The sequence below is a fragment of the Roseivirga seohaensis subsp. aquiponti genome, from assembly GCF_001267955.1.
GTDB lineage: Bacteria > Bacteroidota > Bacteroidia > Cytophagales > Cyclobacteriaceae > Roseivirga > Roseivirga seohaensis.
The window spans coordinates 160,584-176,523 of sequence record NZ_JSVA01000007.1; the positions used below are offsets into that span (position 1 = coordinate 160,584).

Below are 15,940 nucleotides of genomic sequence, written 5' to 3' on the forward strand. Positions count from 1 at the left end.
AGTTTTAGCTAAGGGTTTAAATACGAGGTAACTTTATCCAGAGTGATTCGGTTGTCTCGTATTTTTATTTTGGCCTCATTATAAAAAGAGAGTCTTCTTTCGGCCAAATCACGCACTTCCTGAATCAAATCTTGCTGATCGTAACTTTTAAAAAGTGGTCTTTTTTCAACGCCCTGATCTAGTATTCGCAAGGCTAAATCTCCGGGACTAACATCTAAAAATATCGTGGTTCCCATTTCATTCATATGATCCATATTGAAATGGAAACAAGGTGCCCCACCACCAGTAGCCATCACAAACTGCTCATTGGCAGAACCTAGATTTCTCAGTGTCTCCTTTTCTTTAATTCTGAAGTTCCCCTCTCCTTGAAAATCGAAGTATTCGGGAATGGACTGCCCCACCACCTTAACAATTTCAGCGTCCAAATCGATGAACTGGACACCTAAATGTTCGGCCAATTGTTTTCCAATTGTAGTTTTACCCGAGGCTGGTAAGCCCACTAAATAAATCCTGCCGATTTGATTCATTACCTGAAATTGGACATTAAATCACTGGCCGATGGAATATCGTTGTAATGCCATTTCTTTAAGATTGTTCCGTTTTCTATCAGCACTAAACCAGGGTTTGAGCGCACCATAGTTTTGAGCAAAGTAGCATCGGAATACACATAAGGAATGGCCAATTGAACACTATGCCTTAACTCTTCAAATTGCTGGCCAGAGGAAGCAGTTACTGCAATTGCCTCCACTTGATTCCCTAAAGCACTAATCAATGCGTTTAAATCAAGGTATGAATCCGCATCGGTTTTGTTCGCTTCGTGAATTACCACCAATAATTTTCTTCCTGTCAGAATATTTTGCGTTTCGTCTGCCGTATCGCTCCACATGGCAAAATTAGTGATTTTAGGCACCTCATTTGGGTCATTTCCGGGTGGCAGCATTTCGGTAGGAATATGGGTTCCTTCCTTATAAGCTCTGAAATCGATAAAAGGTAGATGAGCAATGGCCAAGAATGAAATCACCAAGCAAAACACAAGCGTTCCTGCCAAAGCAATTGACTTAGTTTTAATGCCAGCTGTAAGTTCTTCTTTCTTCCGATTAATAAATAGCACCAGTATTAAAACCAAGAGAATGATGTCTTTAGTAAACGATTCCCAAGGCGTAAGTTTAATGGCATCTCCAAAACAACCGCAGTCGGTTACTTTATTGAAATAGGCTGAGTAGAAAGTAAGGAAGGTGAAAAACACAATCATGGCCAAAAGCAACTTGGTTACGATTTGCGGCTTATACCTCAACAATACTGCTAGCCCGAGTACTATTTCTAAAGTAGAAAGCAGCACCGAAAGGAATAATGCAGCAGGTTTTAAAGCATCAAAAAATGGCGCTATATCCACTGAGAAAACGGTAAAATATTCCTCTAGTTTTATCTGCGTCCCTACAGGGTCGTTAATCTTAATTAGGCCAGAGAAAATAAAAAGTCCTCCTACCAAATACCTTGAAATCGAGGTTAATAGCTTCATGATTTTGAAAATTTCATTAAGATCAAGCAAAACACTGCGTAATTGATCATGTCTTGATAATTGGCATCAATTCCTTCAGAAATGATGGTTTGCCCTTGGTTGTCTTCAATCTGCTTCACGCGGAGCAATTTCATCAGAATAATATCCGTCATAGAACTCACCCGCATGTCGCGCCAAGCTTCACCATAATCGTGATTTTTATTCATTAACAGATTAAAAGTGCTTTCTACTTTTTGGTCGTACAAAGGCTCAAGAGTTTCCACTTCCATTTCGAAAGGGTCATCTTCGCTCAACTCCATCTGGATCAACGCAATAATGCAGTAATTGATAATGCCAATAAACTCTCCAGCAATATCATCGCCCACCTTCTGATTTCCTTTATTCTGAATAGATTGAATGCGCTTGGCCTTGATAAAAATCTGATCCGTAATAGAAGGCAGCCTGAGTATTCTCCATGCTGTTCCGTAATCTTTGGTCTTCTTCAGAAATATGTCTTTACAGGCCTCTATAACTTGCTTATATTCGCCTACCGTTTGCTCCTTCAAGTTGAGTGATTTTAATTGCTAAAGGGAATTTTTGAAAGCGAAAGATAAAATATTTCAGGTTAAAAAGACATTGAACTTACGCGGAAATCTAGTTTCGCTCGATACGCCTGCGGTAATGGGTATTTTAAACATTACTCCCGATAGCTTTTATTCGCTTGGCAGACAAAACACTGAGAAAGAAATTCTATCAACAGCTGAGGGTATGCTGGCAGAAGGAGCCCTCATTTTAGATATTGGTGGTTATTCTTCTCGCCCAAATGCTGAAGATATAAATACCGAAATTGAAACTGACCGAATCAGCAAAGCTCTAGCACTTATCGTTAAAGAATTTCCTGAAGCCTATATTTCTATCGATACATTTAGAAGTTCAGTAGCCAAAGTTGCAATCGACCAAGGCGCCTGCATTATCAATGACATTTCTGGCGGAACTTTAGACACCAACATGTTTGAGACTGTTGCTAAATTGAATGTGCCTTACATTATGATGCACATGAGAGGAACACCCCAAAACATGTCTCAGCAAACCGACTATAAAAATTTATTAAAAGAGGTTATATTATTCTTCAGCGAAAGAGTAGAAAAACTGCGAATTTTGGGCGTAAACGACATTATTCTTGATCCTGGTTTTGGTTTTGCAAAAACCGCAAAACAGAGTTATGAGATTCTCCAAAATTTGGATTATTTTAAAGGATTGCGGTTACCTTTGCTCGCTGGCTTATCCAGAAAATCTATGATTTATAAAACTCTAGGTATTTCGGCTGAAGAAGCACTCAATGGCACTACTGCCTTAAACATGGCTGCGCTAATAAATGGGGCTTCTATTCTTAGGGTACACGATGTGAAAGCCGCAGTAGAAACAGTTAAACTATATAAAGCAATACATCCTTGATTTACGCTTTTAAAATAGGATTTCTAGAAGTACGATGGGTCGATATTATCGATATCCTACTCGTAAGTGTATTGCTATATCAGGTTTATAAGCTCTTAAAAGGAAGTGTTGCCGTTAGGGTTTTGGTTGGTTTTCTTTCACTGTACCTTATTTATTTGGTAGTTAGGGCTGCTCAAATGGAGTTACTGGCAGGTATTCTTGGTCAGTTTATGGGGGTTGGAGTTTTAGCCGCTATCATCATCTTCTCTCAAGAAATCAGAAAGTTCTTACTTATTCTAGGCAAAACTTCCTTCCGAAAAAACGGAGTGCTTGAATCACTACTGATTTGGCGGAAAAAGAAACCTAAAGTGAACATGAACCTTACCGCTGTAATTGAAGCCTCAAAGAGTTTATCAGGTTCAAACACTGGGGCTCTGATGGTATTTTCTAGAAACACCGAACTCAAATTTTATGCAGATTCTGGTGACCTACTCGATGCCTTTATTTCCAAAAGGCTACTGATTTCTATCTTCAACAAATATAGCCCATTACACGATGGTGCAGTAATTCTGTACGAAGGAAAAATAAAAGCGGCACGTTGCCTTCTACCTGTTAGCGAAAGGGAAAACCTTCCTGCACAATACGGCTTACGACACAGGGCCGCATTGGGAATGTCTGAGGCCACCGACACCCTTATTCTAATTATTTCAGAAGAAACTGGGCAAATGTCGATTGCAAGAAATGGTAAAATAGACAGTAACCTTTCGGCCCCAGAAATCAGGAAAAAGCTGAACAGATACCTAAACGAGGAAGAAGAGGAAGCCACAGAAACCGACAAGAAAGAAAGCCTTGAAGTGGCTTCTTGATTAAAAAACGCTTTCTAAAACTCTTTAAACTTCACCCAAAGCAACACCGGATTCTGAGAAGATTGTATTCCTTCAAGGGTTGATCCCTCAAGAAGCTTATAGTTCTCGCTATTTAAGCTACTGAGCAATTGCGGTAAATCTTCGGGCAGAATACTAAATAACATTCTATCGCCTTCCCAAGCTAACGGAGACAATGAGAGTTGTTGATTAGCTTCCCCTTTCAAATCGAAAATCTCATAATTTCTTGTGCTTCTATTCAGTACCAACTGAGAATAATCGGCCAAAGAAGTATAATAAGTAAGGTAAATGAGTTTATCGTTTACAAAAGGATTCATTGCCCAAACTTGGCCATCTTCCCTAATTCGGCTCATCACACTTGGGTCTTGCATTGCAACCCCTTCTCCGTTCCAAAACCAATTTTTACCAAAATCAATTTGAGCAATTGGCTTGCTCTTCTTGTCTTTCAAATAGAAAATAGTATCGTTCAATACAGAATGATATGTTAAATCCTCTTTATACGGTTTAAAGCTATTTATCGACAAAAGTAGTGGCACCCTTAAAAGTCCAGTATTAGGGTTTGCCATCGCTTCTACATTAAACTCCTTATCCATAAAAAGCACATTGTAAAAAAGGCTGTCTTGATAAGGGTAGTAGTTCATATTGGCTACATAGCCGTCATGGTATGGGAAAATATGCGTTGGATTGAAAGGGAGGTTGATACGATCAAGTTCTTCGCCTTGTATATTATAGCTTACCAAGCGCCTGTTAAAATAAATAGAGATAGAATCTGAATTTACCCAAGAGCTTTGAATAAACATATACTCATTTAAACTGCTGCCTTTATGGCTAAACGTGCCCAAAAACTTGCCGTCTTTGGTATAGGAGAAAATTTCTCCTTTTCGGGCGGTAGCAAAATAGAGTTCACCATCCTCTCCCCTTTCAAATGACATTACATCACTCAACTTGGCTTCCTCGGTTTCTTCCAAAGCCAATATTTCCACATTATCAATTAAATCTGTAAACGCAGTCCGTTTGCTTTCAACATTGATAGAGTAAGCACGGAACTGGTCTGCATCTACATCAACCGTTGTGGTACTTTGGGATTTGTTATCTGAACATGAAAAGACCAACAGGCCAACTAAAACGAATGTTAATACTGCTTTTACTCTCAATTTCATTCTTAAATTCTTTGTAATCACTAGTTAAAGTCTTTGAACTTCACCCACAATAATACTGGGTTTTCTGAAGATTCTATACTTTCTAGCGTACTCCCTTTCTTGAAAGTGGCGTTTTCAGTGCCAATTTCCTTGATTAATTCAGCCAAATCGTAAGAATTGAAACTAGCAAGCAATACGTCTTCATCCCATTTAATAGGAACAAAAGCATAATTCTCCTCCACATTCTTTTTAGTATCTATTTGATAATAGTTTCCTGAATTTCTGTCAATCAACAACCAAATGGCCTCTGAAAAGCTCGTATTGAAATTCAAATAAATTTTCGAATTGCCCACCTTAGGATTGAAAATCCATACTTTACCTCCTTCTTGGATGCTGCCCATCGCTTTTTGTCCATCAGCCCTCATTGTTTCATCATTCCAAAGGTATTCAGCACCAAAATCTAGTTTTAGCAATGGTTTCACCATAGTGTCCTGAATAAGAAAAACCGTGTCGCTGAACATCTCTTTATATATCAAATCATCATTATAAGCTGCCAGACTGTTTACGGTAGTGACAATCGGAAAAGGGATCACGTTTTTATAAGGGTTTTTCATTCCGGTCATCTTCAGTTGATCATCATAAAAAACAACATTAAACTTGAGTGAGTCGTTAATTGGCCTTCCGTTCATATCACCGACATAACCATCCTGATAAGGGTAGTAGTGAGTGGGCTTAACATTTGGTTTTATCTGCCCTACATATTTCCCGTCAAAATCATACTTATTTATATTTCCTCGCTGGCCATCATGGATAAACAGCGTGTCCTTTTTTATCCAAAGATGCTGTATACGTCCATATTCTTCTGGTCCATCACCCTCTCGATTAAAAGTGGAAATGAACTTTCCTTCATTAGAATAAATAAAAACATCACCCTCTGACCCGCTAGGAAAAACGATTCTGTTGTTTGCTTGAGAAAAATTATAGACCCCGCTTAAAAGTCCTTTATCGGTTTCCTCCAAACCCATTATTTCAATGGACTCAATCATTTCAGAGAGTTTTCGTTTCTCTGATTCTATAGATAGAGAAATGACCTTAAACTCATCATTGGTTTGATTTTTCTCTTCAGTAATATTCTCTTTTTGACTGCCACAGGCTGTAAACAATGCAGTAACTAGTAGCGCTGGAAAAACTCGTTTCATATATTCTGATTTCTTATTTCAATTCTTTAAACTTTACCCACAATAATACTGGGTTTTCTGATGATTCTATTTCTTCTAAAGTAGTGCCTTGGCGGAATTTGATTTGATTTTCCTCCAAGTCTTCCATAAACTCGGTTAATTCTGCGGAAGAAAGACTCACTAGGAATCGGCCATCATCCCATTTAATAGGCATGAATTGAAAATTGCGCCCATCTTTCTTGCTGACCTTCAATCTCTGGTAATCACTTGTAGCCCGATTAATGATGATGTAATCATTGATGTTACGTGAGTTGAATAGTATAAAGTTCTCATCTACAAAAGGGGCAAAGGCAAAAACATCAGTCTGCCTTTCTCCTATCGCCCTCATGGATTTCAATTTGTTTCCGATTAATGACTTATCGTTCCAAACCCAATTCTCACCAAAATCAATATTAAAAAGTGGAGTCATCTTTTGATCTTCCAAATGAAAGACTGTATCACTTAAAGCTGCGTGATAAAGTAGTCCATTCTTATAGGGACTAAATGCATTTGCCGCCATTCGAAAACCAAAAGGTGGGAAGTGTTCAAAAAGATTCAACATTACTTGAAGCTTTAAAGCTTTATCCACCAGAATCACATTGTATTGTAGTGAATCATTTGTCACTTTTCCACTGGCATCGAGGGCATAACCATCATGAGTTGGGTATACAGCGTTCACATTGTTTGACAGCTTAGAACTACCTAAAAATTTGCCATCAAAGTCGTACTGAAAAATAGAAGTACCGTCAAAAATCCCAATCCGATTTGCGACTACCCATACGCTACCAAGTCGTTCATACTCTTCTGGCCCTTGCCCTTGTCTGTTGAAAGTGCTTTGGTACTCGCCTGTTTTTGAAAAGAAAATCAAATCACCATTTCCGTGAGGTATTAGTATTCGGTCATTCGTGATTTCTATTCCCGCCACCATAGCAAGCAAGGAGTTGTCCGTTTCCTCCAGCCGCATAACCTCCACTTCATCGATAAAATCGACTAAATCAACGACCGATGCTTCAATATCGATTTTAAAAGTTTTGAACTTATCAGCCTCTTTAGATTGATCAGCCTGATTTTGTTCGTTGTTTGAAGAGCAAGACATCAGCCCAAAAAGCAACATTACTAATGCATATTTCATATTCATTTGGTTAACGCTTTAAACTTCACCCACAATAATACTGGGTTTTCTGATGATTCTATTTCTTCTAAAGTAGTGCCTTGGCGGAATTTGATTTGATTTTCATTCAGTTGAGAAATAAAAGTGGACACCGAAGAAAAACGAATACTGAACAGTAATCGATCTTTATCCCAACGGATGGGCATTAATCCTAAAACTTCTCCATTGCCGTTCCCATAATGAAGTTTAGCCACTTTAGAGGACCTTCGATCAATTAAAAAGCGATGTGTTTTACCATTATATTCGGAATAACAAAAGATCAGATTCTTTTCAAGGAAGTACCGATATTGAGTTAATTCATCTCCTCTCATTAAAGCTTCAAGCACTTTTTTTTCGTTTGGTTTCTCTCCCATGGTATTCCAAAACCAGAAATCTCCAAAATCAAGAGAGAAGAGAGGTATCGCTTCTCTTTCTTTGATTTGATATACGGTATCACTAAAAGTCGATTGATATAATAAGCCACCCTCATACTCTTGAAAGGTATCGGGACCGAAGCTCGTAGCACCAAGCTCTAATTGAATAGGCTGAGCCCGCTGCACCTCATTGAATTCATCATCTACAAATACTAAATTATACTTAGTAGTATGGTTACCCAACTGATTGTACATATCATACACATAGCCCTTAGCCGTTGAGCGAATGTGCCAAGGGCTTATGTCGAGTTTGGTGGTTTCATAATGCTCACCACTCAATGCATATTTGTGAACTTTATAAGATCTTCTGTCATATACGAACATAGTGTCTTGCTCCATCCACAGGTCCCATATAACATTAAACTCTCCCGGGCCATTGCCTCTCCTACCTATTACACTTTTAAAATCTCCAGCACTGTCAAACAGATAAATTTTAGAGCCATCAGACTCGGGAATAATGAAATTATCATCAAAAATTTCAAGTTTATATATAGGTTTCAATAGCGACTCGTTGGTCTCTTGAAGCCTTACAAATTCAACTTCTTCAATAAAATCAAATATAGGAGCCTCATTTTGCTTTATATCAACTTTATAGGTGTGAAATACATCCAGATTAGTACCCTTCTTATCATTAGAGGCTCCCTTTTCAGCGCAGCTCCACGCTGTTAATAGAAGTAATAAAACAGAAAAATTTATTCTCATTGTCAATTGCATGTTTAGTCAACAAACTTTTGGAGGGACTTTAAGGGTGAAGACAACCCTCCAAAAGGCAGTTCTATATTTGATCTTTTTCTAAAATCTAATTACAAAATACTATGTACTCAATACCCCTCCTTAAACTTCACCCACATCAGCACTGGGTTTTCAGAGGATTCAATTTTTTCTAAAGTGGTGCCTTGGCGGTATTTGATTTGTTCAGACTTTAACCCAGTAATTAAATCTACTGCATCGTAAGAAGGCATTGAAACCAAGAGTCGATCACCTTTCCACTGAATCGGGTAGAAACCAATATATTCTCCATCCTTTTTCTTTAGCTCAATTCTAAATTGCCCGCCCGTCTCTCTGTTGAACATCGTAACCACTCCCTCACCAAAACCCAGCCCATAGGAAAGGTATATATACCTCTCTCCCAAATGAGATTCAACCGCCCACACCTTCTTCTTTTCACTCACAAAGCTCATGGCCTGATCTGGCTTAGCCTGCACTTCAGGGTCAGACCATAGCCAGTCATTTCCAAAATCTAGTTTGATGATTGGCTTTAATTCCTTATCCTGAGAGATCAAATAAATGGTGTCGCTTAATACGGATTTATAGGCTACGTTTCCTTTGTATTCATTAAAGGTATTCAAGGTCAGGCTCAAAAAGTCTTGCTCATCCTTCCGAGAAAAAGTTGTTGATTGCTTTTGGAAATTAGCATCTAAAAAGACCAGTATAATATTTTGATTCTCATCCCGATGTTCGGCCACATACCCCTTGTTTAGTGGGAAGATGTCGCGATATGGTTCTTCTAATTTGGTAGAAGAAATAAAATCTCCCAGAAAGTTATATACGAGAATCTTAGTGCTCCTTTTTGAATAGATAAATACTTGCTCGTTCTCTACCCATAAGTTTTGGATATCGTGGTATTCTTCTGGTCCCTCACCTTTATGGTTGAATTTGTTGATGAGCTCACCCAATTGGCTATAAATAAATATACCCCACTCGCCCGGACTCGTAAAGATGAGTTTATCTGCTTCCTTATTAAGTAAACGAACTTCAGTAATTAAGCCCTCCTGACCTTCCTCAAAGCGCATTAATTCTATTTCATCAATAACTTCGGGAAGCTTGAATTTCTCGGCTTCAATATCAATAGGCAGAACTTTGAACTCGTCTTGGTTAATAATATTATCGTTACTTTCTCTTTCAGCACAACTCACAGCAGCCAATAGCAACAGTAAAACAGAAAAATTTATTCTCATTATCAGTTGTATGGTTTAGTAAATAAACTTTTGGAGGGACTTTAAGGGTGAAGACAACCCTCCAAAAGGCAGTTCTATATTTGATCTTTTTCTAAAATCTAATTACAAAATACTATGTACTCAATACCCCTCCTTAAACTTCACCCACATCAGCACCGAGTTTTCAGAGGACTCAATTTTTTCTAAAGTAGTGCCCTCACGGAATTTAAACTGCGTTTTGTCAAGCTCTTTCAAAAAATTAGCTACATCAGTGGACTGAAAAGCGACCAAGAGCCTATCACCTGACCATTGTAAAGCGTTAATACCGAATTGCTCTGTCTCTGTTTTAGTCAGGTCTATTCTGGTTTCTTTGCTGGTATATCTGTCCAATAGCGCCCATGTGGGAGTATTTAAGCCCAAGCCGTAATAATAAAAAACATACCTTTCCCCAATGCTTGCATTCAATGTCCATACTTTTTGTTTGGTCTGCAAGAAATTAGAGGCTTGTTCAGGATTCTCCAAAACATCTGGGTCTGACCATAGCCAATCATTCCCGAAATCCATTTTTAATAGTGGTCGAGCCTGATCTCCCTCAACCAAAAAAACAGAGTCACTCGTTAGGGTTTTATAAGTAAGCGCGTCTTTGTAGGGACTGAAACTATTCAGGCTCACCCTAACTGGAAATGGAGGCGGTAGGTTTTGAGGGATGGAAAATGACTTACTTTGAAAATCGGTATCTAAAAAGGCGAGTTTGTATTTGACACTATCGTAAAAACCATAACTGCTCAAGTCTGCCACATAACTTTTTCCGTTGGGGTAGATATCTCCGTAATTATGCACCAGCTTCGATTCTCCTAAATAGCGCCCATCCAAATTATACTTGAGTACTTTTTTGATGTAAAAGGAGTACACAAAGAGCGTATCCTCCTTCACCCAAAGTCCTTTTATATCAGAATATTCTGCTGGACCTTTTCCTGAATGATTGATCTTTTTTCTTAACTCACCTGTGGACGAATAAATAAAGACACCCTTTTCCTCTCCGCTAGTAAAAACAAAACCATCCTCTATTTCATTAAAGTAAGCGATCGTGCTCAACAAACCCTCTTCACCTTCTTCCAGCCTCATAATCTCCACTTCATCTATCAAAGTGGAAAGCTTGGACTTTTCGGCCTTCAGGTCTATGGTAAAAACTTTGAACTCATCGGAAGAAGATGAAAGACTTTCAGCAGTATTGTTCGTTCCAGAACAAGAATTCAATAGAAGTAGTAAAAGGCAAATATTTATTCTCATTGTCAGTTGTATGTTTAGTAAACCAACTTTTGGAGGGACTTTAAGGGAGAAGAAAACCCTCCAAAAGGCAGTTCTATATTTGATCTTTTTCTAAAATCTAATTACAAAATACTATGTACTCAATACCCCTCCTTAAACTTCACCCACATCAGCACCGGATTTTCAGAGGATTCAATTTTTTCTAAAGTGGTGCCTTGGCGGTATTTGATTTGATTTTCATCCAGCGCAGATAGAATGTTAGAAACATCGCTTGTAGTAACAGAAAACATTAACCTGTCTTCCTCCCAACCCAAGTATAAAAACTCTTCACTCACGGATTTACCTTTTGGCATTTCCATTCGTTTGACCTTTCCATTCATTCTGTCAATTAGAAAATATTCCCAATGCGAATAGCCAATCAAGGCATCTGCATAAATGTGTTTTTGACCAATTGCCATGCCTATCACCCAAGCGTTATTCTCGGCCTCTACTTTCTGTAAATCCTTAGAAGTAGGTTCAGGTTTGTCTTTCCAAAACCAATCTTCTTTAAAATCAAAATGCACTAAAGGAGCGAATTCATCATTTTGGTAGGAATAAACGGTATCGCTAAAAACCCTAAAAAGCTGAACTCCATCTTGGTAGGAAATCACCGTGGAGTAAGCAAGAGGCATCATCATTCCATTGGGTGCCTTGTTATATTTCAGATATGCTTTTTCCAGTTTTAAATCTTTATTCAGTTTTACGAATTTGTAATAAGAGGTGTCATTGATAGAATGAAAATTCATTTCAGCAACATAGCCACCTTTATAAGGCCGAATACCTCCGACACGAAGTTGATCGGATAATTTACGCGAGTCTACAAACTCACCTTCAGTGGTGTAACGATAAATCACCGATTTGGGCATTGAATACACTGCGACCAAACCGTTCTCTATCCATAAATCTTCGATTGAGCTATACTCTTCTGGCCCCTGTCCTTGTCGGTTTATTTTATTCTTGAAATTTCCATTTACGTCAAAAAAGTAGATTGTCGTATGTTCATTCGTTCCCAACTTTTTATCTGTATGAAAGACAAAGCCATCATCGAGCCTATTGATTTTTCGGATCGTAGATAAAAGTGACTCATCGGTTTCTTCAAATTGCATCAGTTCTACAGACTCAATCATATCGATAAAATTCTCTTTGGGCAGGTTCAAATCAAGATGATATGATTTAAAGTCGTCCAAACTGATAGCCTCCTTGTCATTAACCTTACCCTTTTCAGCGCAGCTACACGCTGTTAACAGAAGTAGTAAAAGAGAAAAATATATTCTCATTGTCAATTGTATGTTTAGTAAACAAACTTTTGGAGGGACTTTAAAGGTAAAGACAACCCTCCAAAAGGCAGTATCCATATTTTTTCATTTATCAAAAATCTAATTACAAAATACTATGTACTATCTACTCAACCTTAAACTTCACCCACATCAGCACTGGGTTCTCTGAAGACTCAATTTCTTCTAAGGTTGTGCCCCTGCTGAACTTTATTCGAGACTGATCCAACTCACTTATCAAAGTAATTAAGTCATTGGATTGAATTGAGCCAAAAAAAGAATCGCCTTCCCATTTTATCGGAGAAATTGTATACCGTCCATCGCCTTGGTTCCTCAGGTCGATTGAAACGACTGCCCCAGTAAGCCTATTTATGAGAAAGGGTTGAGTATCTGTCATTATATAGGTGGCAGTTAGCCAAATATGCCCCTCTCCAATGTACGAGTTAATATTATCCACCTTTTCGCCCTTGCTCGGCATATACATTTTAGGGTTCATTTTAGCCTCTTCAGTCCAATACCATTTCTCCCCAAAATCAAAATGAGCCAGTGGTCTGACTTGATTATTCTGGACCAGATACAACGAGTCGCTCATTACTCCTAAATAAGTAGCCCCATTACCATAGGGCTTTAATGAAGGAGAATTAGAGAAGTAATGCATTTTGGGAAAAGTATTAAATGGCAAAAGTGCTTTTTCCAACTTATGTTCTGAATTGACTACTACTGCCCTATACTTGAGTGAATCTTCAATCACCCCATAATTCAAGTCATACACGAAACCGTTTTTTATGGGATAAACATGATGGGCGTAATAGGGAATTCTAATTGAGCTGACAAAATCCCCCTTGAAATCAAATCGCTTTATATGTTGACTTGCTTTAGAAAAAATCGCAATTGTATCTCCCTCAATCCAAAAACCATAAATATCAGCATACTCACCTGGCCCTGATCCTTTATGATTGAAACTATGCATAAAGTCACCTTCCTTATTAAAAAAAAGGACTCCAACCTTTTCGCTGGCCATAACGAACCCATCGCTGTACTCTTGTAAACGACTTGCATAACCAAGCAGTGACTCTGGCGTTTCTTCTAGCCTCATTACTTCAATGGTATCTATTAAGTCGGCCAGTTTAGTTTGAGACATATCCATGTCTATTTTATAAGACCGAAACTCATCTATGTTCAAACCAGATTCATCTAACCCCTCTAACTTCTCGTCAGAACAGCTCCATAGAACTATCAGAAGTAGTAAAACAGAAAAATTTACTCTCATTATCAGTTGAATGTTTAGTAAACCAACTTTTGGAGGGACTTTAAGGGTGAAGACAACCCTCCAAAAGGCAGTATCCATATTTTTTCATTTATCAAAAATCTAGCTACTCAATACTATGTACTATCTACTCCTCCTTAAAGTTCAACCACACTAACAAGGATAACTAAAAGAATAGTCGTTTCAAAAGAATAACAGATCAAATTTGATTTTGTGTATTCTAAAGTTTTCAGATGGAATAAGGGAAAAAACACAACAGCTTGCTCTAATAGCCTCACAGCCAAATCAAGTCCACTGCCATTTTATCGCAAGGCCTAAACCAGTGATTAAATCTCCTTGCGGCATGACTTATATCAGTATTCGGCAATGAGGCATCCGCTAACTTCATGATATGAAAGCAAAAGCACTTAAACTGCTGATTGTTTGCGGATTGTGCCTGATAATCATCACGGGAATTGTGCTTTTATTCGAAACCACTTAACTATTGAGATTATGAAAAAGAATATGGGTAATGCAGACAAAGCAGTAAGAATTTTAATCGCAATGGTGATTGCAATTCTTTATTTTGGCAACATAGTGACTGGTACATTGGGCATCGTATTATTGGTATTGGCCGCAGTATTTCTTCTGACCAGCTTGGTGAGCTTTTGCCCACTCTATACGCTCGTAGGGCTCAATACTTGTCCCGCAAAAAAATAGCATAAAAAGAGGCCATCAGATTGAATCCAATGGCCTCTTTACTAATCAGTTCTTCTGAAACGTTAAATCACTCCTAAATCTTTACCTACTTCGGTAAAGGCTTGAATGGCTTTGTCTAAATGGTGCATTTCGTGCCCAGCAGAAACCTGAACTCTAATTCTGGCTTGGCCTTTCGCCACTACAGGGTAGAAGAAGCCAATCACGTAAATGCCCTTTTCTAAAAGTGCATCGGCCATTTTTTGAGCCAATTTGGCATCGTAAAGCATTACAGGTACAATAGCGTGCTCGCCCGGCTTAATGTCAAAACCAGCTTCGGTCATTTTACTTCTGAAGTATTTGGTGTTTTCTTCCAGCTTATCGCGAAGAGTGGTGGCTTCAGAAAGCATATCGAATACCGCAATAGAAGCACCTACAATAGAAGGTGCCAAAGTGTTGGAGAACAAATAAGGTCTTGAGCGCTGACGAAGAATTTCGATCACCTCTTTCTTACCAGAAGTAAAACCACCAGACGCACCGCCTAGGGCCTTACCCAAAGTACCCGTGATAATATCTACACGGTCCATGCAGTTTCTGAATTCATGAACGCCTCTACCTGTTTTACCCATAAAACCTGTGGAATGACATTCGTCTGTCATCACCAAAGCTTTGTATTTATCAGCCAAATCACAGATTTTATCTAATTGTGCAATGGTGCCGTCCATTGAGAACACGCCATCGGTTACAATGATTTTGTTTTGTGCTCCCTTAGCATCTGCATCTTTCAACTGCTGCTCTAAGCTGTCCATATCGTTATGGTCGTAACGGAAACGCATGGCTTTACACAAACGCACACCGTCAATAATCGAAGCATGGTTTAGCGCATCTGAAATAATCGCGTCTTCGGCACCCAATAACGGTTCGAAAACACCTCCATTAGCATCGAAGGCTGCGGCATAAAGAATGGTATCTTCCATTCCCAAAAATTCTGAAATCTTTTGCTCTAGCTCTTTGTGAATGTCTTGTGTTCCACAAATAAAACGAACCGAAGACATACCGAAACCATGCGTATCAATCGCTTTTTTAGCAGCCTCAACCACCTTAGGGTGTGAAGAAAGCCCCAAATAGTTATTTGCACAAAAGTTGATTACTTCTCTTCCATCAGCCGTTTTGATGTCGGCCGCTTGGGGAGTGGTAATGATTCTTTCTTTTTTATAAAGTCCGGCTTCTTTAATTTCTGCTAGTTCAGCCTGAAGTTTGGGTTGGAGTGTATCGAACATAATTAATTTGTTTTCGGTTTGGGTCTCATCATCACTTTAGGGCGGGCTGCCGCTGTTGGCACTGCTTTCTCTAGCAGCTCTTCTTTTAGTGGAAATGCTCTCCTAATTGGGTTAATGAGAAATAATTTTTGAGCTGTAAAGCTATTAGGGTGCATTTGGTCATATAAAACTTTGAATTTAGACCACTGTTCGGGCTGCCCTTTTTTAAAAGCATCCGAGTCAATTTTCTTGTCTTTTAAATAAGATTCAAAGTCCTTGATTTCCATCGCAATGCAAATATAAAAAATATGGGTTCCGAACGGCTATTCGTATTGGCAAAGGTTTTACTTATTCTATTCCATTCGCTAATATTGCAGCGCAATTCGGTCAGGGGTTTTATGGGTTCTAGCTCTTAATAACCTAATACCGTTCAGAAACTTTCTGTTCTTTAAGCAGAAAAAGAA

At 38.6% G+C, this 15,940-nt stretch carries 16 protein-coding genes; 3 read left to right on the top strand and 13 right to left on the bottom strand.

The genetic code is table 11. From position 1 onward, the window contains the following. Window positions 1-8: 8 nt before the first annotated feature. The 3 genes from OB69_RS06315 to OB69_RS06325 are packed head-to-tail and all read right to left on the bottom strand — an operon-like array spanning window position 9 to window position 2,064. Window positions 9-527: a shikimate kinase gene (locus OB69_RS06315; protein ID WP_053222860.1), complete on the bottom strand. Its 519-nt coding sequence runs from the start codon at window positions 525-527 to the stop codon at window positions 9-11. Continuing rightward, window positions 527-1,519 carry a DoxX family protein gene (locus OB69_RS06320; protein ID WP_053222861.1) on the bottom strand — a complete coding sequence of 331 codons (993 nt, stop codon included), beginning with the start codon at window positions 1,517-1,519 and terminating at the stop codon, window positions 527-529. Before OB69_RS06320 ends, OB69_RS06315 begins: the two co-directional genes overlap by 1 nt. Next, window positions 1,516-2,064: a DUF1599 domain-containing protein gene (locus OB69_RS06325; protein WP_053222862.1), complete on the bottom strand. Its 549-nt coding sequence runs from the start codon at window positions 2,062-2,064 to the stop codon at window positions 1,516-1,518. Before OB69_RS06325 ends, OB69_RS06320 begins: the two co-directional genes overlap by 4 nt. Window positions 2,065-2,095: 31 nt before the next feature. On the opposite strand from OB69_RS06325, the gene folP reads away from it, so the two are divergent. Together folP and cdaA are read left to right on the top strand one after the other, a co-directional pair. After that, on the top strand, window positions 2,096-2,953 hold the full coding sequence (folP, locus tag OB69_RS06330) for a dihydropteroate synthase (RefSeq protein WP_053222863.1): 858 nt from the start codon (window positions 2,096-2,098) through the stop codon (window positions 2,951-2,953). After that, entirely contained in the window at window positions 2,950-3,798 is an 849-nt protein-coding gene (gene cdaA, locus OB69_RS06335) for a diadenylate cyclase CdaA (RefSeq protein ID WP_053222864.1), read from the top strand. Before folP ends, cdaA begins: the two co-directional genes overlap by 4 nt. Before the next feature lie 14 nt (window positions 3,799-3,812). Here the strand turns inward: cdaA and OB69_RS06340 are convergent, their stop codons facing one another. The 8 genes from OB69_RS06340 to OB69_RS06375 form a co-directional block, all read right to left on the bottom strand. Continuing rightward, entirely contained in the window at window positions 3,813-4,976 is a 1,164-nt protein-coding gene (locus OB69_RS06340; RefSeq protein ID WP_053222865.1) for a 6-bladed beta-propeller, read from the bottom strand. Window positions 4,977-4,996: 20 nt separating this feature from the next. Further along, window positions 4,997-6,154, bottom strand: a complete 1,158-nt coding sequence (locus tag OB69_RS06345) for a 6-bladed beta-propeller (protein WP_053222866.1) — start codon at window positions 6,152-6,154, stop codon at window positions 4,997-4,999. 13 nt (window positions 6,155-6,167) lie between these two features. Then, complete coding sequence (locus OB69_RS06350; RefSeq protein ID WP_185096872.1) at window positions 6,168-7,304, bottom strand: 6-bladed beta-propeller; 1,137 nt, start codon at window positions 7,302-7,304, stop codon at window positions 6,168-6,170. A gap of 2 nt (window positions 7,305-7,306) precedes the next feature. Continuing rightward, window positions 7,307-8,458, bottom strand: coding sequence for a 6-bladed beta-propeller (locus tag OB69_RS06355; protein WP_053222868.1), 1,152 nt, complete (start codon window positions 8,456-8,458; stop codon window positions 7,307-7,309). Window positions 8,459-8,577: 119 nt separating this feature from the next. Beyond that, window positions 8,578-9,714: a 6-bladed beta-propeller gene (locus OB69_RS06360; protein ID WP_053222869.1), complete on the bottom strand. Its 1,137-nt coding sequence runs from the start codon at window positions 9,712-9,714 to the stop codon at window positions 8,578-8,580. A gap of 120 nt (window positions 9,715-9,834) precedes the next feature. After that, window positions 9,835-10,983, bottom strand: coding sequence for a 6-bladed beta-propeller (locus OB69_RS06365; RefSeq protein WP_082338101.1), 1,149 nt, complete (start codon window positions 10,981-10,983; stop codon window positions 9,835-9,837). Between the two features lie 119 nt (window positions 10,984-11,102). After that, window positions 11,103-12,278 (bottom strand): 6-bladed beta-propeller, encoded by a 1,176-nt coding sequence (locus tag OB69_RS06370; protein WP_053222871.1) that lies wholly within the window; start codon window positions 12,276-12,278, stop codon window positions 11,103-11,105. A 124-nt stretch (window positions 12,279-12,402) separates the two neighbouring features. Continuing rightward, entirely contained in the window at window positions 12,403-13,623 is a 1,221-nt protein-coding gene (locus tag OB69_RS06375) for a 6-bladed beta-propeller (protein ID WP_053222872.1), read from the bottom strand. Between the two features lie 411 nt (window positions 13,624-14,034). Between OB69_RS06375 and OB69_RS06380 the strand changes: the two genes are divergently transcribed. Next, on the top strand, window positions 14,035-14,241 hold the full coding sequence (locus OB69_RS06380) for a YgaP family membrane protein (RefSeq protein ID WP_053222873.1): 207 nt from the start codon (window positions 14,035-14,037) through the stop codon (window positions 14,239-14,241). Window positions 14,242-14,303: 62 nt separating this feature from the next. Here the strand turns inward: OB69_RS06380 and kbl are convergent, their stop codons facing one another. Both kbl and OB69_RS06390 read right to left on the bottom strand, forming a co-directional pair. Next, window positions 14,304-15,497, bottom strand: a complete 1,194-nt coding sequence (gene kbl, locus OB69_RS06385; RefSeq protein WP_053222874.1) for a glycine C-acetyltransferase — start codon at window positions 15,495-15,497, stop codon at window positions 14,304-14,306. Between the two features lie 2 nt (window positions 15,498-15,499). Then, entirely contained in the window at window positions 15,500-15,763 is a 264-nt protein-coding gene (locus OB69_RS06390) for a hypothetical protein (protein ID WP_071426730.1), read from the bottom strand. Between the last annotated feature and the right edge of the window lie 177 nt (window positions 15,764-15,940).